Below are 17,781 nucleotides of genomic sequence, written 5' to 3' on the forward strand. Positions count from 1 at the left end.
GGGTGGATGAGGTGTCAAATGAACTTGATATGAACTGGCTCAACTTTGTGATTCGGGGTTATCCACAGGGCGTCCGGCGGGCCGCATCGCCTGCCTAGGCTCGCCGAGCATGACCCTTCGACGCACAACTCCCACCCCATCCCCGTCTCGCATCACTGCCGTCGCCGTCGTCCTCGGCGCGGTTCTCGCGGTGACGAACGGATGCTCCGCCCCGCCTGCACCCCGCGAGGCGAGAACCCCATCACCCGAGGCGACCTCACCTTCGGAAGCCACACCTGGCGTCTTGACCTTCGCCGACGGGGCCGGGCTGACGACGGATTCCGACATCAGCTGGGGCGACGGACTGTACGCCGACGACGGGTGGGCAGCCGTGCCCTCCGAACATCCCGGGCGCTGGTCGTACGTCAACGCGAGCGGAACGTGCACTGCGGCCTTCCGGGGCGGCGTGCTCGGCGAGGCCGGAGGAATGGACGATCGCGAGGCGACGGATGCCGTGCTCGAGCATCAGGCGGGTGCGGACTGGCTGGGCCCGGAGCTGCTCTCGGACGACATCTTCCTTCCCCACGAGCAGTCGGACCCCGCCGTGGCGCAGCGGCAGTTCAGCTACACCGTGAACGAGTACGGGTACTTCATGGCTGCGCGCGCCTTCGTGCAGGCCGACTACTCGGTCTGGGTGACCGTCACCTGCGAGGGAGAACCGGTCGGACCGGTCGCGCAGGAGGTGCTCTCGAAGAACGTCATCGCGATCGACGAGTGACGTGCGGCGACCGCACTCGCAACCGCGTCGCTGCGGCTCAGAACGGCGTCGCCACTGCGACCCGCACGGCTTCACTGCGGCTCAGAACGGTGGGGCCGCGTGGTCTTCGGTGAAGGTGACGGTGTTCTGGGGCGGCGGCCGGTCGATGTAGATCTTGCCCGTCGGGCTCGTCCAGGCGTAGACGCCACCACCCAGAGATTCGACCGCCCACGGCGAGTGATGCTTGAGCATGTGATGGCGTCGGCACAGGTGTCCGAGGTTCGATTCGCTGGTGGCTCCCCCGAGAGCGGCATCGTGATGATGATCGACGTCGCAGTCGATGGACGCATACCCGCAGGTGGGGAATCGGCAGCGCTGATCTCTGGCGCTCAGATGCCGCTTCAGATCCGAACCAGGACGATAACGGTCGACCGCGAGAAGGGCACCGGTGATGGGGTGAGTGAGGATCCGGTCCCATCCGGACGCCGCACCGGCGAACCTGCGGGCGGTCGCGGGGTCGATCGGGGTCCGGCCATTCAGCTCGGCCGGCGTCGCGTCGTCTCCCATGAGCGTCGTGACGGGAACAGTGATCGACACTGATCCGCGAATCGCTGCGAGGAGCCCCTCTGAAGTGTCGTGTCCAGCCGGAGCACCGGTGAGGAGCAGATCGAGAGCGAGGTCGGCGCGCAGCTGCGCGATCGTGCGCTGATCGGAGGCATCGGCATCGGCGGCGGCGGCCGGGCCCGCATCGGGGACCGTGCCAGCACCCGACTGCTCCTGCACGGATTGTCCGCCCGGCAGGAATTCGGGCTCCTGGACCGCCTTGGCGATCTGTGTCAGCCGCTCGAAGGCACCGTGGACGAGTGCCGACGGACCGAGCAGTCCGAGCTGCGTCATTCCGTCACCGACGTCTTTCACCCATACGGATCTCTTCTCCCGTGCGTCGAGGTGCCGCTCGTGGATCGACCGCGCCTGGAACCGCTCGGCCACGCGCCGAGCCATCCGGCCGACGCGGGCCGGGGACTCGGTCTCGGCGAAAGCGATCATCTGCGTCGCGTAGGCATCTCGGCTCACCGCATCTTCGAGGTGCTCACCCGCCTCGCAGACGACTCGGGCGTGAGCAGCGCTGATACGACCGGCACCCTGCGCTTCCCAGACCAGCGGGAAACGCTCCACGACCCACGCCGCATCCGCCATCCGGCGCTGCACCGTCCGGTCGCTCACGCGCAGCGCGGCGGCGAACTCCGCGGCCACGGTGCGCGCCGACATCTCGCCGTGGTCGGGATGCTCCGCCTGCTCGGCGACCTCGAGCGCGAGCCGCGACCCCACAGCCAGGATGCCGTCGCGCGCGGCCTGGAGGCTGCTGATCGAGCGTTCGACCCCGACGAGCATCTCGACGAGCGCGCCGAGCGCCCCCACCTGCTCGAGAGTCGCATCTGCCAGTGCCGTCATACCTTCAGTGAACCAGGGGCCACCGACATTCAAAGGCCCAGATCAAGCGCCAAAAACGATATACCGGAACTCTATTAGGAAGCATGCAGGAAGCCGCTCTTCGCCATACGTCGCACGCCCGCCCCACCGCGATACTTGACTCTGACACAGTGGCAGACGGGAGAACTGAGACATGTTGTCCATCGGAGCGTTCGCGCAGATCGGCCAGGTGACCCACCGGATGCTTCGGCATTGGGACACCGCGGGTCTGCTCGTACCCGCCCACGTGGACCAGTTCAGCGGCTACCGCTCCTACGACCCCTCACAGCTGGAGCGACTGCATCGGATCGTCGCCCTGCGCCAGCTGGGGTTCGGGCTCGACGACATCTCGGCGATCCTCGACCGCGGAGTCGATGCCGAGCGCATCGCCTCGCTGTTGCGGATCCGCCGCGCAGAGGTCGAGCAGGAGCACCGGATCGCCGCAGCGAGACTCGTCGACGTGGAGAGGCGGCTCCACCTCATCGAGAAAGAGAAGCACATGTCCCAGATCGAGATCATCGAGAAGCCCCTCCCCGCCGTCCGCCTCGCCGCCATCCGCCTGGTCGTGGCCGACCAGCCGGCGGTCGCGGGCGTCGTCGGCCCCGCATTCGACGCCGTGGCGGAGATCATCGGCGACACGCACTCACTGACCACCCCGATCGCCGAGTACGAGACGCTCGACGACGGCCTGCAGATCATCGTCGGCTACGCATACGCCGGGCCGGCGCGTGAAGGGTTCGAGATCGTCGAGCTCCCTGCCGTCGAGGATGCCGTGTGCGGCATCCATCTGGGTTCGATGGCACACATCTCCGAGAGCTGGCAGGCGATCCACGCGGAGGTCTTCGCCCGCGGCCTGGTGCACGACGGCCCTTGCCGAGAGCTCTACGTGCGCGCCGTTGCCGAGGACCAGTCCGATTGGGTCACCGAACTGCAGCAGCCCGTAACCCGCGTGTGAGGGGATCAGACCCGTGTCGTAGCCGTCATCGCCGCGACGCGGGTCGCGATCCCTCGAACAGTGGCAGGATGAGAGTAAGGCGAGCCTTACCGGCCGCCCGGCGGTGTCGCCTCGGCAGACGCCGCGGCATGGATCCGCCCCTTTCTCGGAAGGACCATGCGGATGACATCGCCGGCGACAGGCCTGAGTGAGCGTGCGGACTACGACGTGCTCATCGTGGGCGGAGGGCCCGCAGGCCTCTCGGCAGCTCTCAACCTCGGCCGTGCACTCGCGCGGGTGCTCGTGATCGATGCCGATCGTCCGCGCAATGCGGCCACGCTGCGGTCGCACGGGTTCCTGACCCGCGACGGCATCCCGCCTCAGGAGCTGCGCCGCCTCGCCAGGGAAGAGCTGGCGGCCTACCCGAACGTCGAGGTGCGCTCACGCACCCGGGTCACCGCAGTGCGTGCGAGCGGCGACGGGTTCGCAGCGGACATCGGGCGACGGGAGGCGGAGACGACAGTGACCGCACGGGCGGTGCTGTTGGCGACCGGGCTGCGCGAGACGCTCCCCGATGTCCCGAACCTGCGCGGCTACTACGGCATGAGCGTGTTCAGCTGCGCCGCCTGCGACGCCTGGGAGCTGCAGGGCCGCAACCTCGCGCTCATCGGAGAGACCACGGACCTCGCCGATCGCGCACGGCTCATCGGACGCTGGACCGAGAGCCTCACGGTGTTCACCCACGGTGCCGACGTCGTGACCGCCACCGAGGAGGCGGAGCTCGCCGCCGCCGGGATCGCAGTGCGCCGACATCCGATCGTCGAGCTCATGGGCGACCGCGGCCGCATCGAGGCCATCCGTCTCGCCGACGACACGACGGTCGCCGTCGACGGCGGGTTCGTGCGCCCGGAATGGGAGAGCACGCTGTCGTTCCTCGACGGAATCGCCCCCACCCTGGACGATGCCGGGCACCTGCGCACCGACCGCTCAGGTCGCACCGACGTCCCCGGGCTCTATGCCGCTGGCGATGCGGCGGCTCCCGGTCCACAGCAGCTCATCGTCGCCGCGGGAGCCGGTGCGCGCGTCGCGGCGGTCATCGTGCACGACTCGATCGGCATCGCCACCGCGCACTGAGCCGCAGGCAAGGAGGGATCGAAGCGACGACGGGCCGGGGCTAGGCTGACCGGCATGACGCGCACCTCCTCGATTCCCCTGCGCCTGGCGAGTGCCGCGATCGCCACCCTGGCCGTGTTGTCGCTGAGCGGATGCCTGTATGCGCAGATCCCCGCTGGCTCGCCCTCCGGCACCCCTTCCACGAACGCGGAGACCGACGCGCCGATCGACGAGTCGCCCGGTTCGACCCTGACCTTCGCAGAAGGGCTCGATCTCGCGAGCGACACCTACATCGAATGGGGCGACGGGCTCGTGGTCGATGAAGGATGGAAGATGGTCGCGCCGGACGACGGCAACGGCGGATGGACGTACGGCACGGTCGACGACACCTGCACTGCGCGGTTCTGGCAGGGGCACACGACCGACGTGCCCGTGGTCGCAGGCGACGACAGCGCATCATCCGACGCGATCCTCGGCGTACTGCTGCAGATCCCGACCGAAGAGGTCACACCTCTCGCGACCACGGGCGAGTTCAGCTACCTCGCAGGCGGCAACGGCGGTGTCGAGACGCGGCAGGTCGTCGGTGTGGACGGCAGCCGCACGTGGCTCATGGCTGCGCGCGCGTTCACGCAGACCGGGGTCGGCCTGTATGTGGTCGTGGACTGCACCGCCGCTGATGCGGAGGCGACGATGGCCGCGATCAACGAGGAGAACGCAGTCGTCGTCACACCCTGACATCGAGCCCTGACGTCACACGCTGATGTCGCGCGCAGGCTCACTTGCCGCCGGGAGGACCCACCAGCAGCAGGATGACGTACAGCGCGACGATGCCGACCGCCAGCAGTGCGGCGAGAACCCACGGGCGGCGCAGGAACCAGCGCATCAGGCGGTCGTACCAGCGGCGATCCCGCGGGTCGTCTGTGGCGTCGAGGCGCCAGTCGCCTTCGAGCCGACCGGTGCGATGCAGCCAGATCTCGGTGGGGATCGTGGCGTAGGGGATGACGGCGCTGGCGACGGCGAGAACACCGACACCGAGGTGCCAGCGCTGGTTCAGCGCGACCAGGATCGCGGTCGCCGCATAGGACAGGAAGACGAACCCATGGATGCCGCCGCCCACGGTCACCACGACCCCCGGGGCGCCGACGGCGCGGGCAATGATCGCGGCGATCAGGATCGTCCAGGTGATCGCCTCCGCGATCGCGAGAACTCGGAACAGACGGTCGGGGGTGCGGAACACGGTACTCCTCGGGTGGGGTCCTTCCACCGTATCCGGCGGTCACCCCCGTCGAATCAACCTAATGATTGAGTCCGCAAGGACGATACGAACCCTTTCATGAGTCGAAGAGTCCGACTGCGGAATAGCAGACCGCGCTGCGACGTTGCCGAAGGCATGGTGACAGTGGATACGGTGACGGTGGATGCTGACGCGCTCTCGAACGTGCTCGGCGCCGTCGACCTCCGCGTCGGCATCGGTCGGCGCACCTCTCTCGCGGCCGGTGCGATGCTTCCGGTTCCCGCCGGCGCGATCACCCTCGTCTACGTCGTCGAGGGTGGCGTGCAGGGGCACCCGCCGCTCGGTGAGGGCTGCCGCCTCGACGTCGAGACGGGCTCGCGGAGTGTCGCCCTCGCCCCCAAGGCCCGCCGCGACCTGCTCGTCGCGGGCGACGCGTTCCTGACGCTCGGCCGTTCGGCGTTCATCCTCGAGGCTAAGGACGACACGAGCCTCATGGTCGCCGACATCGAGCTCGCCGATGCGACGTCACCGCTGCCCGCACTGCTGCCGCCCTTCCTCACCGTCACCGGATTCGACGCCGTGGAGCCGGCCGCGGCGGCACTCGCGCTGAACATGGGTGCGATCGATCACACGGTGATGCCCGCACGCCAGGGCGACCCGATCATCTGCCGCATGATGGCGACGACCGTGCTGCTCTCGGTCATCCGCGCCTGGGCGGCGAACGGCTGCGCCCCCACAGGTTGGCCTTCGCTGTCGAACGACCCGTTCCTCGACCGCGTCGTCGACGCCATCCACGAGGAGCCGGGCCGGGACTGGACGGTCGAGCGCCTCGCAGCCATCGGCGCCATGTCACGGTCGACCTTCGCCGAGAGGTTCCGCAGCGTCGTCGGCCGCTCCCCCGCCGACTACGTCACCGAGGTGCGCGTGGATGCAGCGAAGCGGATGCTCGACGCCGGAAGTAGCGTGTCGGCGGTCTCCCGCGAGCTGGGCTACGCCTCGGACGAGGGATTCAGCCGTGCCTTCCGCCGTCGCACCGGCCTGACGCCCAGCTCCTGGCGCATGGCCAACCGCATCCCGATCCCGGCCTGACAAGCCTCGGCCTGAGGATCCCGAGCCCGAGGATCCCGGTCGTCGGTTCGGCGCAACTTCGGAGATCCGATGCGACCTACCGGCTCCGCCCGGCTCGGGATCGGCGTGTCGCTCGCGATCTCCGAAGTTGTGCGGGGCACGGGGCCTGTGGGTCTGTGCGTCAGACCCGGCTGCTGACGCGGTTCGAGGCGCCGAAGAGCACCGCGCCGGCGATGAGCGAGATCGCGCCGATCACGTAGACGAGCTCGACGTTCAGGGTGTCCACGAGGAGGCCGCCGATGCCGGCCGCGAGCGTGATGGCGCCCTGGAACCCGACGACCACGAGGCTGCCGCCGGCTTCGAGCCGATCCGGCATCCGGTGTCCGACCCAGGTGTTCGCGACGATCAGCCAGGACGAGAAGAAGAAGCCCCACACCAGCACGACGATGCCCACGCCCACGATCGATCCGGAGAACAGGATCATCGAGATCACGGAGACGGCGATCACGAGAGGTGCGAACACCGCGAAGAACGCGAACGTGCGGTCGATGACGAGCCCGATCGTGATGTTGCCGAGCAGACCGCCGACCCCGAACAGCGCGAGCAGCACGATGATGGTCGAAGCGTCGACCTCGGGGATCCGCTCGAGCGCGAGACGCACGTACGTGTAGGCGAGGAAGTGCCCGAGCACCACGAGCACGTGCCCGACCATGCCCAGCCCGATGCCGGGGCGACGCAGTGTGTCAACGAGCAGTCGCAGGCTCGACGCCCGCTCGGCCGGTACCGAAGGCAGCGCGAAGCGCAGGACCACGGCCAACACGACCATGAGCCCGCCAGCGAGGGCGAAGACCATCCGCCAGTCGACGAGCTCGCTGAGCATGACGCCCAACGGCACGCCGGCCACGGTCGCCAGAGAGACGCCGGCGGAGGTGAACATCACGCCGCGGCCGAGGTTCTCGGTGCCCGCGAGCCGCGCGGCGACCGTGATAGACATCGCCCAGAACGCGCTGATCGCGGCCCCGAGCAGGAAGCGAGCCAGCAGCACGATGATCAGGTTCGGAGCGATCGCGACGATGAGGTTCGACACCGCAGCGGCGAGCGCCATCCACACCAGCAGCGACCGCCGGTCGAGGCGAGGGAAGATGAGCCCCACCGTCGGCGCGACGACGAGCCCGACCAGCGCGGTCACGGTCACGGTCTGCCCGGCCTGACCAGGGGTGACACCGAGCCCGTCCGCCATCTCGGTGAGCACGCCGTTGGGGAGGAACTCGGCCGTGACCAGCAGGAAGCCCATCAGCATCAGCACGATCAACCCGCCGTAGCGGATGCGGGAGGCAGCCGAGGACGGCAGGGTGGGAACGGGGGCGGTCGTGGTCATGGTTCCACATTCGCAGCATCCGGATGCCGTCGCCCGACCGGTCGTCCGCGGCACCCGACCATTCGTCCGGAGCGTGCTGCTGAAGATCGGCGGGGCGTGCTCGTGCGAGTCGTCCCGCCGAAGTCGCTCGACTGAACTCTCCCGACCGGGCGAGCGGCCGCGGGTCTGGACAACTCCGCCGCACACGCCGTAGGCTCGACGACGCACCGGGACGAGCCCGGGAAGCCCGAGCGGAAGGAGCCGAGGACATGAACACCGTCTTTGTCGCGCTCACCGCCGACCACCTTCCCTTCGAGGCCACCCGCTCCTGATCCTGGCGTGGCCTCCTGCTCCCGGAGCCACATCTTGTCTGATCTCTTCGCTTCCTCGGAAGCTGCGTCCTTCGACGCATCCTCGTCTTTCCCCACCTCGCCTTTCCCCACCCCGTCCGTCGACGCCTCGCCCTTCGACACGTCCTCGTTCGACGCGCTCGAAACCGAACTCTCCTTCGCCGACGTCGACCCCGGTGACGGCCAGCGCTGGTCCACGTGGCCCGCGATCACCCCGTCCGAGCGCGGCCCCGAGCCGTGGCCGGCGTGGGTGGTGACCTCCGCCGGCGCGCTCGACACCGAACGCGGCATCCTCAAGACCGGGAAGGAGGCCGACGTCTTCCTGCTCGAACGTGCGGTGCCCGGCGACCCCACCCAGCACACGCTGCTCGCCGCGAAGCGCTACCGCAGCGCCGAGCACCGCAGCTTCCACCGGTCGTCGACCTACACGGAGGGACGCAGCACACGCAACACCCGCGATACCCGCGCCCTGGCCAAGAAGTCGAGCCACGGCCGCGAGGTGGCCGCCGCACAGTGGTCGTTCGCCGAGTTCGAGGCGCTGTGTCGGATGTGGGAGCTCGGGGCGCCGGTGCCCTACCCCGTGCAGGTGAACGGCACCGAGGTGCTGATGGAGTTCCTCGGCGATGCCGACGGCACGGCTGCACCCCGACTCGCCCAGGCACGCGGCGACCGCGACGAACTGCAGGGTTACTACACGCAGGTGGTCGACCTGATGCGGATCTTCGCGGCAGCCGGCTTCGCCCATGGCGACCTCTCCGCATACAACCTGCTCGTGCACGAGGGGCGGGTGCGAGTGATCGATCTGCCGCAGATCGTCGACATCATCGCAAACCCGCAGGGGCTCGATCTGCTGCACCGCGACTGCGTGAACATCTGCGACTGGTTCGCCCGTCGCCGTGTCGAGTGCGACGCCGAGGAGCTGTTCGCCGAGCTGCTCGCCGCGTCATTCGCGTGACGCTGCCCGCCCGCGTGAGTTCCGGTCGCAGTTGCTGCCAACCCTGCCCGCTCCGGTCGCAGTTGCTGCCGCCCGTGCCCGTTCCGGTCGCAGTTGCTGCCGCCGGATCGGCCGTCGGGCGGCACGAACTGCGACCGGAGCAGACGGGTCGGTCGCGTGAGCTAGGCGGAGACGCGCGCCGCCAGCAGGCACAGGAGCTCGTAGACCACGTGGCTCGCGGCGATGCCCGTGATCTGCGCGTGGTCGTAGGCGGGCGACACCTCGACCACATCCGCCCCGACGATGTTCTGCGACTTCAGGGCGCGCAGGATCCGCAGCAGCTCGCGGCTCGTCAGCCCGCCCGCCTCGGGGGTGCCGGTGCCGGGCGCGTGGGCGGGGTCGAGCACGTCGATGTCGATCGAGACGTACAGCGGCTTGTCGCCGATGCGCTGCAGGATGCGGGCGATGCCGGCCTCGACCCCGTGCTCCTCGATGTACTCGCTCGACACGATCGAGAAGCCCAGCCGCTCGTCGTCTTCCAGGTCCTGCTTGGAGTACAGGGGCCCGCGGGTGCCGACGTGGCAGCTCGCGGTGAGGTCGATCAGCCCTTCCTCGCTCGCCCGGCGGAAGGGTGTGCCGTGCGTGATGGGGGCCCCGAAGTAGGTGTCCCAGGTGTCGAGGTGAGCGTCGAAGTGCAGCACCGCGACCGGACCGTGCTTCGCGGCGACCGCCCGCAGCAGCGGAAGCGCGACCGTGTGATCGCCGCCGATCGTGACGATGCGCCGCACCTGCTCGCCGAGCGCCAGTGCCGCCCGCTCGACTTCGGACACGGCCTCGGTGAGATCGAACGGGTTGACCGGGATGTCACCGGCATCCACCACCTGCGCGATCGCGAACGGCGACACATCCTGCGCGGGGTTGTAGGGCCGCAGCAGCCGCGACGACTCGCGCACGTGCGACGGACCGAACCGCGTGCCCGGCCGGTAGCTCACGCCCGAGTCGAAGGGGATGCCGACGACCGCGATGTCGGCGCGCGGCACGTCTTCGATCCGCGGCAGCCGCGCGAAGGTCGCGATGCCGGAGTAGCGGGGGTTCACGGACGCATCGATGGGGCCCACGTTCTCGGTCATTGCTCGTTCCTGTTCGTCGGGGAGGGGAAGTCTCAGAGGGTTGCGGTCAGAGGGTGGAGGTCAGAGGGCGTGCTGCGGGATGTGCACCAGCTGCACTCCCCCGTCTGTGATCGCGGCGCGGATGCTCGACGCGATGTCGTCGCGGCTTTCCACCCGCCGACCGGTCGCCCCGAAAGCCGTGGCGAGGGCGGCCCAGTCGGGCTGCACCAGGTCGACGCCGATCGGGACCATGCCGCGGTCGACCTCGTTCTGGCGGATCTCGGCGTAACCGCCGTTGTCGACGCACACGATCGTGACGTCGAGACGCTGCTCGACCGCGGTCACGACCTCGTTCACGCAGAACATCAGCGCACCGTCGCCGATCACGGTCACGACCGGGTGCTCGGTCTGCGCGACCGCGGCACCGATCGCGGCGGGAAGGCCGTAACCGAGGGTCGCGTAGGTCGGGGTGTACAGCAGGGAGTGCGGATGCGCCGACTGCAGCACGCTGCCGAGGGCCATGTAGACGATCTGGGACGAGTCGCCCGCGACGATCGCATCCTCGGGCAGGGCGTCGGCGATGATCTCGGCCAGAGCGACAGTCTCGGGCGCGGTCTCCCGCATCTCGGCAGCGATCGCGGTGCGGGCGTCGGTCAGGTCGCGCGCCGGGCGGGCGTCGGCGGGGAGGGCGGTCAGCAGCGCGTCCAGAACGGCCGCCGCGTCACCCGTGATCCCGACCGTCGCCGCGAGGTTCTTGTCGCGCTGCGCGGGCGAGATGTCGACCCGGATCACGGAGCCCCGGGCTTCCAGTCGCGGCGCCCAGAGCTCGGCCTCGCCCAGCTTCGAGCCGACCACGAGCAGCACGTCGGCGTCTTCCGCGACCTCGCGGGCCGCGGCCAGACGCAGGTTCGAACCGAGCGAGAGCGGATGCCGTTCGTCGACGACGCCCTTTCCGTTGAGAGTCGTCAGCACCGGAGCACCGAGACGCTCGGCGAGGGTCGTGACCTCGTGCGCGGCATCCACCGCTCCGCCGCCGGCGACGATCACCGGGTTCTTCGCGGCAGCGAGCAGGCGTGCCGCCTCGGCGAGCGCGGCCTCATCACCGGCGACCCGCGCGGAGACCGGACGCGGCTTCCGCGCCTCGGCAGAGACATCGGCCGGCGCCTCCAGCACGTCGAGGGGGATCTCGATGTGCACGGGACGCGGGCGCCCGGTGCGGAAGAGGTCGAACGCATCGTGCACGGCCTCGACCGCTTCGGCGGCGCTGGCCACCCGGCGCGACCACTCGGCGATCGCGCCGACCATGGCCGACGCATCCTTCGTCTCATGCAGCGTTCCCACGTCGGCGAACTCCGCCCCGAGCGGCACCCCGGGCGAGAGGACGATGAGCGGCCGCGACTCGCAGAACGCCGTGCCGATCGCGCTCATGGCGTTCTGGAGGCCAGGGCCCGAGGTGGTGATCACGACACCGGGGAGGCCGGTCTGCTGCGCCCAGCCGTCGGCGCCGTAACCGGATCCCTGCTCGTGACGGTTCGTCACGGCGCGGATGCCGAGGTCGGCGAGCGGGCGGTAGAGCTCGAGGTTGTGGGTGCCGGGGATGCCGAAGATCGCGGTCACACCATAGGCGCGGATCGTCTCCAGCACGGCCCGCCCTGCGGTGTCGGCATACTGCTCGGCCGGCGTGGTGTCGTTGCTCATCGTGTCATCCTCACACCTGGTGACGGCGCGTGCCGTCGACCCAGGTCTCGCGCACAGTGATCGCCGAGATCTCCTCGGCGGGAACGGCCAGCGGGTCGCCGGAGAGCACCGCGAAGTCAGCGTACTTGCCGACCTCGAGCGAACCCAGATCGTCTTCGCGTCCGATCGACACGGCGCCCTCGATCGTGTGGGCACGGAGGGCTGCGAGCGCCGAGACGCGCAGGTCGTCGGGCCCGAGCTTGTGACCACGACGGGTGACGCGGGTGACCGCGGTCTGGATGGCTTCGAGCGGGATCGGCTCGGCGACCGGAGCATCCGAGGAGATCGTGAACGGGACGCCGGCGCGCTCGAACTCGCCCAGCGGATTGAAACGCTCGCCCGGGGTGCCGATGGCCTCCTCCACGCCCTCGCCCCAGTTGAAGTAGTGCTGCGTCTGGTTGACCGGACGGATGCCGGAGGCGGCCATCCGCTCGATCTGCTCCGGCGTCGGCAGGCCGCAGTGCTCGATGCGGTGGCGGGCGTCGGCATCCGGATGCTCGGCGAGCGCGGCCTCGATCGCCGACACGACCATCTCGATCGCGGTGGGCGACTGGGCGTGCGTGGCGGTCTGCAGCCCCGCGGCGTGGGCCTTGCTGATCAGCCCCGCGTACTCCGCAGGCTCGTGGTAGAGCTGGCCGGTGCGACAGGGGTCGCCCACATAGCCGTCGGGGAAGTACGCGGTCCAGCCCCCGAGCGTGCCGTCGGCGTAGAACTTGATGCCGGCAAAGCTGAGGTGTGCGTTGCCGAACTGTCCGACCAGGCCCATCTCGAGCGCCTCGTCGAGCAGGTGCGAGAGCAGGTACATCGACACGCGCAGCTCGAGGCGTCCGGCCTCGGCGAGGCGCAGGTACATGTCGAACTCTCGACGCGTGACCTGGGCATCGCCGATCGAGGTGACGCCTCCGGCCAGGAACCGCTGGGTCGCGGCGTCCAGCTGGCGCAGGTGTTCCTCGGGCTCGTCGGCGAGGTGGAAGTTCGGGCCGTGGTGGCCGATCTTCACGCCGTGCACGCCGGTGAGGATGTTGCACGCGGCATCCGACAGTTCGCCGGTCAGCTCGCCGTCGGCGTCGCGGAAGAACTCGCCGCCCTCGGGGTTCGGAGTGTCCCGGTCGACGCCGCCGGCCGCGAGGGTGTGCGAGTTCACGACGCCGCCGTGGCCCGACGCGTTCATGAGGTACACCTCGCGGTCGGCCGACACCTCGTCGAGCTCGAAGCGGGTGGGGTGCCGCTTCTCGGCGAGGTTGCGCTGCTCGTAGCCATAGCCGCGCACCGGACGCCCCTCCGGCAGGTCGGCGGCCGCCGCCTTCAGCAGCGCCACGATCTCGGGGATGCTGCCGGCCTTCTCGGGCCCGCAGTCGACCCAGCTCATCATCTGCCCGAACATGAGCGGATGCGCGTGGGCGTCGACGAAACCGGGGACGACGACCGCGTCACCGAGGTCGATCCGCTCCGGAATCAGACCTGCCCGCTCGGCCGCCGCCTCGCACTCGGCTGCGGTGCCGATCGCGAGGATCCGCCCGCGGTCGGTCAGCATCGCCGTGGCCGTGGTGGCCGCGGCATCCGCCGTGTGGATCGCGTGCGCGGTCAGGAGGACGGGTGTCGTCTGGGTCGAGCGGTCGAAGGGGGTGAGCTTTCTCATGGCAGCCTGTTCGCGGTCGTGTCGGTGCGGGCGGTGAAAGAGGAGTCGCCGATCATGGCAGCCTGTTCGCGGTCGTGTCGGTGCGGGCGGTGAAAGAGGCGGTCACGGGGGCCTCGTCGGAGTGCTGCGGCGCGAGGCGGGTGCAGATGCCGGCGATCACAGCCATGCCGACGAACATCGCGATGACCGACCAGATGCTGCCGGTCCAGGCGATGAGCTGCGTCGCGAACCAGGGCGAGAACCCGGCCCAGATCGCCGCACCCACGCCGTACGACAGCGCGATCGAGGTGTAGCGGGCCTGCGGACGGAACATCTGCGAGAGCAGGGCGGCGATCGGGGCATACGTCGCACTCATCGCGATGCGCACCAGCGAGGCGAACAGGAAGATGAGCGGTTCGATGCGGCCGGGCAGGATCAGCAGGAACGGCACGAATGTGAGCACCGAGGTGACCAATCCGATGTACATGACGTTCTTGCGCCCCCACTTGTCGCCCAGCCAGGCGACGGGGAGGGTCACGACGAACTCCACGAACGAGGCGATCGTCATGGCGTCGAGGATGACCTGCTCGCTGATCGCGACCGTGTCGCCGGTGGCATACGCCGTGGCGAAGGTGGTGGCCAAGTAGTAGCCGCCGGTCGAGATGGGCAGGATGCCGATGCCGAGCAGGATCGGACGCCAGTTGGTGCGCAGCGCGAAGGCCAGCGGCATCGACTGCTTGCGACCCTCGATCTTCGCCTCGAAGACCGGCGACTCCTCGACGCGGTAACGAACCCAGAAGCCGACGCCGACCAGCACGATCGACAGCAGGAACGGGATGCGCCATCCGCCGTTCATGATGAAGTCGTCGCCCATGCGGGTCATGATCGCGAAGATGCCGGAGGCCAGGAGGGCGCCGGCCGGGTTGCCGAGCTGCGTGAAGCCGCCGTAGAAGGTCTTGGACTTCTCGGGGGCGTGCTCGACGCTCATGAGCACCGCGCCGCCCCACTCGCCGCCGACCGCGAGCCCCTGCACCGCGCGGAGCAGGATCAGGAGGATCGGGGCGAGGATGCCGATGTTCTCGTAGGTCGGCAGGCAGCCCACGAGCACCGTGGCCGCGCCCATCATCAGCAGCGTGATGACGAGCGACACCCGGCGGCCGAGCTTGTCGCCGATGTGGCCGAAGATGATGCCGCCGAGCGGGCGGACGAGGAAGGCGACCGCGAAGGTCGCGAAGGCCGCTGCCGTCTCGGCCAACCGGTCGCCGCTCGGGAAGAACAGCGGACCGAAGACGAGCGCCGCGGCTGTCGCGTAGACGTAGAAGTCGTACCACTCGATGGTGGTACCGACGAAGGCGGCGATGCCGGCGCGTCGCGCCCGGCTGTGGACGCCACTGGTGGGGGTAGAGGTCATGGGGTGCCCGCTCCTTTGCGGAAGATGTCGGATAGCGAAGGATGCTACGGACGTACAGCGCCGCCAGCAAGGGCAGAACTCCAGCGATAACGGGGATTCACTGGAGATCTGATCATAGATCCACGCAATGCACGCCTTCCCGACGGCAGCGCGCCCTCCTACACTGAACATGCGCACGGCGAACCGTGCGATCGCGGGAAACTGACGAATCGAGCGGAAACATGGATTTCGACGCCGAACTCATCCGTGCGCTGCAGGAAGACGGTCGCGCCAGCATCCTCTCGCTCGCCGAGCGGCTCGGGCAGTCCAGGGCGGCCGTCGCGGCCCGGTTGCGCACCATGCTCGCCGACCGCACCGTGCGGGTCGTGGCCGCCGTCGACCCGGTCTTCCTCGGACAGCTCGTGCTCGCGCACGTCTCGATCCGCACCGACGGCACGGTCGAGCACGTCGCAGAGCACCTGCGCGACATGAGCGAGACCGTGCTGGTGTCGGCGGTCGGCGGGGCGCACGACGTGGTCACCGAGGTGCGCGTGGGATCGATGTCGGAGCTGCACGATCTGCTCGCCCTGATCCGCGCGATCGACGGTGTGCTCGACATCAGCACGATCATCTACTCGACCGTGATCAAGGGGTTCTTCGTCTCGGAGTATCACGGCGGCATCACCCTCGACACGATCGACGAGGCCTTGATCGAGCGCCTCCAGGCCGACGGCCGCGAGAGCTTCCGCGCACTGGGCGATGCGGTGCGACTCTCACCCTCGGCCGTCGCGACCAGGGTGCAGCGACTGATCGATGCCGGAGTGATCAAGATCAGCGCGGTCGAAGCTCGCGGCCTCGCGCACCGGCAGCTGTCGATGGGCGTGGGCATGACGCTCGGCGACGACGACGAGGCCGTGATCGACGAGCTGCGACGCGGGCGCGGGGTCGACTTCGCCGCCCGCACCCTCGGCCGGTTCGACGCGGTGGCCACGCTGGTCGAGCCCTCCGCCGGTGCACTGTACGCGAGCCTCGAGCGCCTGCGGGCGCTGCCGGGTGTCACGCGCATCGAAGCCTGGCTGCACCTCGCCGTGTTGAAGGAGGACTACGCCCGCACCCTCCGCCCGCTGCGGACGGACTGAGCTCGGCCTCTCGCGGGCGCTTCCGGTCGCGGTTCGCGCCGCCTTCCGGACGCTCAGGCGTCACCAAGTGCGACCGGAAGCGGGAGAGGCCGGTATATCCGTGCGGCGCGCCGTCACCGGGCGTTCACCGGGCACCGCCAGACTTCCAGCATGAGCGAACCCGAACCTCGCCAGGGCGTCCCCGAGCCCGTGGCGACCGCGAACAGCGGCGCCGTGGCCGTCGTCGGCCTGGATCTGCGCGGCGAGACGCCCGCGCCGAAGAAGCAGGTCTACTCCTGGGCGCTGTGGGACTGGGCGACGCAGCCCTTCAACACCGTCATCCTGACGTTCATCTTCACGGCGCTGTACCTGACGACCGACGCGTTCCTCCCCGCAGAACTCGCCGCCCTCGACCCGAAGAGCCAGGCGCATGAGGCCGCGATCGCCGATCTCACCTCCGGCCTCGGTCTCGGCTCCACCATCGCCGCCTTCGCCATCCTGCTCCTGGCCCCTGTCCTCGGTCAGCGTGCCGACGCCGCCGGTCGGCAGAAGCTCTGGCTCGGCATCGGCACGGGCGCGCTCATCCTGTGCATGTTCGGTCTCTGGTTCGTCGAGCCCACGCCCACCCTCTTCTGGCTCGGCGTCGCGCTGATCTCCGCCGGCTCGGTGTTCGGCGAGATCGCGGCGGTCAACTCGAACGCCATGCTGATCGGCATCGCGAACCCCAAGACGGTGGGCCGCATCTCCGGCCTCGGCTGGGGCTTCGGCTACCTCGGCGGCATCATCGCGCTCGTCATCGTGATCGTCTTCTACATGATGGACTGGTTCGGCCTCCCCTCCGACGGCGGCCTGCCCTTCCGCATCATCGCGGTCGGCTGCGCGATCTGGGCGATCGTGTTCAGCATCCCGATCTTCCTCAACGTGCCGGAACCGTCGCTCGGCCGCCCGGAGCGCAAGGTCGGCTTCTTCGCCTCTTACGGCCTGCTGGTGAAGGACGTCATCGGCCTCTACCGCTCCCCCGAGACGCGGCCGACATTCTGGTTCCTGCTCGCGAGCGCCGTGTTCCGCGACGGCCTCGGCGGCGTCTTCGCGTTCGGCGCCGTGATCGGATCGACGGTCTTCCACTTCCAGTTCCTCGACATCGTGATCTTCGGCATCGCGGCCAACCTCATCGCGGGCGTCTCCACGATCATCGCCGGGCGGTTCGACGACCGGTTCGGCCCCAAGCGCATCATCCTGCTTTCGCTCGGCTCGATGGTCGTCGCGGGTCTCGGCGTCTTCTTCCTGCGCGACGGCGGCACCGTGGTCTTCTGGATCGGCGGCCTCATCCTCTGCGCCTTCGTCGGGCCCGCACAGGCCTCTGCCCGTTCCTTCCTCGCCAGGGTCACGCCGGCGGGACGCGAGGGCGAGATCTTCGGCCTGTACGCCACGACGGGTCGTGCTGCGAGCTGGATGGCCTCGGGCGCCTGGACGCTCCTGATCGTGCTGACGGCTCAGACGGCGTTCGGCATCCTGGGCATCGTGATCGTCCTGATCGCGGGCTTCCTGCTGCTGCTTCCGGTGAAGGCGCCGCGCTGACGCGGACACCCGCGCGGGCGGAGTAGCCTGACCGC

General features: G+C 69.3%; 15 protein-coding genes. 8 read left to right on the forward strand and 7 right to left on the reverse strand.

Annotated features, from left to right (window positions below; genetic code table 11):
- Positions 1-283 precede the first annotated feature (283 nt).
- Positions 284-757: a hypothetical protein gene (locus CQ040_RS02925; protein ID WP_105525951.1), complete on the forward strand. Its 474-nt coding sequence runs from the start codon at positions 284-286 to the stop codon at positions 755-757.
- An 81-nt stretch (positions 758-838) separates the two neighbouring features.
- Here CQ040_RS02925 and CQ040_RS02930 read toward each other — a convergent pair whose 3' ends face one another.
- Complete coding sequence (locus tag CQ040_RS02930; RefSeq protein ID WP_105525952.1) at positions 839-2,188, reverse strand: HNH endonuclease signature motif containing protein; 1,350 nt, start codon at positions 2,186-2,188, stop codon at positions 839-841.
- 172 nt (positions 2,189-2,360) lie between these two features.
- On the opposite strand from CQ040_RS02930, the gene CQ040_RS02935 reads away from it, so the two are divergent.
- The 3 genes from CQ040_RS02935 (at position 2,361) to CQ040_RS02945 (ending at position 4,988) form a co-directional block, all read left to right on the forward strand.
- On the forward strand, positions 2,361-3,161 hold the full coding sequence (locus CQ040_RS02935; protein WP_105525953.1) for a MerR family transcriptional regulator: 801 nt from the start codon (positions 2,361-2,363) through the stop codon (positions 3,159-3,161).
- Between the two features lie 162 nt (positions 3,162-3,323).
- Positions 3,324-4,274, forward strand: a complete 951-nt coding sequence (locus CQ040_RS02940; RefSeq protein ID WP_105525954.1) for an NAD(P)/FAD-dependent oxidoreductase — start codon at positions 3,324-3,326, stop codon at positions 4,272-4,274.
- A gap of 54 nt (positions 4,275-4,328) precedes the next feature.
- Positions 4,329-4,988 (forward strand): hypothetical protein, encoded by a 660-nt coding sequence (locus CQ040_RS02945; protein WP_105525955.1) that lies wholly within the window; start codon positions 4,329-4,331, stop codon positions 4,986-4,988.
- A 40-nt stretch (positions 4,989-5,028) separates the two neighbouring features.
- Here the strand turns inward: CQ040_RS02945 and CQ040_RS02950 are convergent, their stop codons facing one another.
- Complete coding sequence (locus tag CQ040_RS02950; RefSeq protein ID WP_105525956.1) at positions 5,029-5,490, reverse strand: DUF3817 domain-containing protein; 462 nt, start codon at positions 5,488-5,490, stop codon at positions 5,029-5,031.
- Between the two features lie 153 nt (positions 5,491-5,643).
- On the opposite strand from CQ040_RS02950, the gene CQ040_RS02955 reads away from it, so the two are divergent.
- On the forward strand, positions 5,644-6,576 hold the full coding sequence (locus tag CQ040_RS02955; RefSeq protein WP_105525957.1) for a helix-turn-helix domain-containing protein: 933 nt from the start codon (positions 5,644-5,646) through the stop codon (positions 6,574-6,576).
- A gap of 160 nt (positions 6,577-6,736) precedes the next feature.
- Here the strand turns inward: CQ040_RS02955 and CQ040_RS02960 are convergent, their stop codons facing one another.
- Positions 6,737-7,933 (reverse strand): MFS transporter, encoded by a 1,197-nt coding sequence (locus tag CQ040_RS02960; RefSeq protein WP_105525958.1) that lies wholly within the window; start codon positions 7,931-7,933, stop codon positions 6,737-6,739.
- 345 nt (positions 7,934-8,278) lie between these two features.
- Between CQ040_RS02960 and CQ040_RS02965 the strand changes: the two genes are divergently transcribed.
- Positions 8,279-9,217, forward strand: a complete 939-nt coding sequence (locus tag CQ040_RS02965) for a serine protein kinase RIO (protein ID WP_105525959.1) — start codon at positions 8,279-8,281, stop codon at positions 9,215-9,217.
- A 161-nt stretch (positions 9,218-9,378) separates the two neighbouring features.
- Here the strand turns inward: CQ040_RS02965 and speB are convergent, their stop codons facing one another.
- Genes speB through CQ040_RS02985 form a run of 4 tightly spaced genes read right to left on the reverse strand, consistent with a single transcriptional unit; the run spans position 9,379 to position 15,071 of the window.
- Positions 9,379-10,326 (reverse strand): agmatinase, encoded by a 948-nt coding sequence (speB, locus tag CQ040_RS02970; RefSeq protein ID WP_105525960.1) that lies wholly within the window; start codon positions 10,324-10,326, stop codon positions 9,379-9,381.
- 60 nt (positions 10,327-10,386) lie between these two features.
- Positions 10,387-12,003: a thiamine pyrophosphate-binding protein gene (locus CQ040_RS02975; protein WP_105525961.1), complete on the reverse strand. Its 1,617-nt coding sequence runs from the start codon at positions 12,001-12,003 to the stop codon at positions 10,387-10,389.
- A 10-nt stretch (positions 12,004-12,013) separates the two neighbouring features.
- Positions 12,014-13,681, reverse strand: coding sequence for an amidohydrolase (locus CQ040_RS02980; RefSeq protein WP_105525962.1), 1,668 nt, complete (start codon positions 13,679-13,681; stop codon positions 12,014-12,016).
- Between the two features lie 52 nt (positions 13,682-13,733).
- A complete protein-coding gene (locus CQ040_RS02985) occupies positions 13,734-15,071 on the reverse strand; it encodes an MFS transporter (RefSeq protein ID WP_105525963.1) in 1,338 nt (445 codons plus the stop codon).
- A 221-nt stretch (positions 15,072-15,292) separates the two neighbouring features.
- Here CQ040_RS02985 and CQ040_RS02990 point away from each other — a divergent pair, with 221 nt between their 5' ends.
- On the forward strand, positions 15,293-16,189 hold the full coding sequence (locus CQ040_RS02990) for an Lrp/AsnC family transcriptional regulator (RefSeq protein ID WP_105525964.1): 897 nt from the start codon (positions 15,293-15,295) through the stop codon (positions 16,187-16,189).
- Between the two features lie 150 nt (positions 16,190-16,339).
- Complete coding sequence (locus tag CQ040_RS02995; protein WP_105525965.1) at positions 16,340-17,746, forward strand: MFS transporter; 1,407 nt, start codon at positions 16,340-16,342, stop codon at positions 17,744-17,746.
- Positions 17,747-17,781 lie beyond the last annotated feature (35 nt).

Source organism: Microbacterium sp. MYb54 (assembly GCF_002979515.1).
Lineage (GTDB): Bacteria > Actinomycetota > Actinomycetes > Actinomycetales > Microbacteriaceae > Microbacterium.

What these genes read in the sequence shown, in the direction of transcription:
- CQ040_RS02940 (WP_105525954.1), top strand. Translation starts at nt 3,324, where the DNA reads ATGACATCGCCGGCGACAGGCCTGAGTGAGCGTGCGGACTACGACGTG.
- CQ040_RS02955 (WP_105525957.1), top strand. Translation starts at nt 5,644, where the DNA reads ATGGTGACAGTGGATACGGTGACGGTGGATGCTGACGCGCTCTCGAAC.
- speB (WP_105525960.1), bottom strand. Translation starts at nt 10,326, where the DNA reads ATGACCGAGAACGTGGGCCCCATCGATGCGTCCGTGAACCCCCGCTAC.
- CQ040_RS02975 (WP_105525961.1), bottom strand. Translation starts at nt 12,003, where the DNA reads ATGAGCAACGACACCACGCCGGCCGAGCAGTATGCCGACACCGCAGGG.
- CQ040_RS02980 (WP_105525962.1), bottom strand. Translation starts at nt 13,681, where the DNA reads ATGAGAAAGCTCACCCCCTTCGACCGCTCGACCCAGACGACACCCGTC.
- CQ040_RS02945 (WP_105525955.1), top strand. Translation starts at nt 4,329, where the DNA reads ATGACGCGCACCTCCTCGATTCCCCTGCGCCTGGCGAGTGCCGCGATC.
- CQ040_RS02935 (WP_105525953.1), top strand. Translation starts at nt 2,361, where the DNA reads ATGTTGTCCATCGGAGCGTTCGCGCAGATCGGCCAGGTGACCCACCGG.
- CQ040_RS02930 (WP_105525952.1), bottom strand. Translation starts at nt 2,188, where the DNA reads ATGACGGCACTGGCAGATGCGACTCTCGAGCAGGTGGGGGCGCTCGGC.
- CQ040_RS02990 (WP_105525964.1), top strand. Translation starts at nt 15,293, where the DNA reads ATGGATTTCGACGCCGAACTCATCCGTGCGCTGCAGGAAGACGGTCGC.
- CQ040_RS02995 (WP_105525965.1), top strand. Translation starts at nt 16,340, where the DNA reads ATGAGCGAACCCGAACCTCGCCAGGGCGTCCCCGAGCCCGTGGCGACC.
- CQ040_RS02960 (WP_105525958.1), bottom strand. Translation starts at nt 7,933, where the DNA reads ATGACCACGACCGCCCCCGTTCCCACCCTGCCGTCCTCGGCTGCCTCC.
- CQ040_RS02985 (WP_105525963.1), bottom strand. Translation starts at nt 15,071, where the DNA reads ATGACCTCTACCCCCACCAGTGGCGTCCACAGCCGGGCGCGACGCGCC.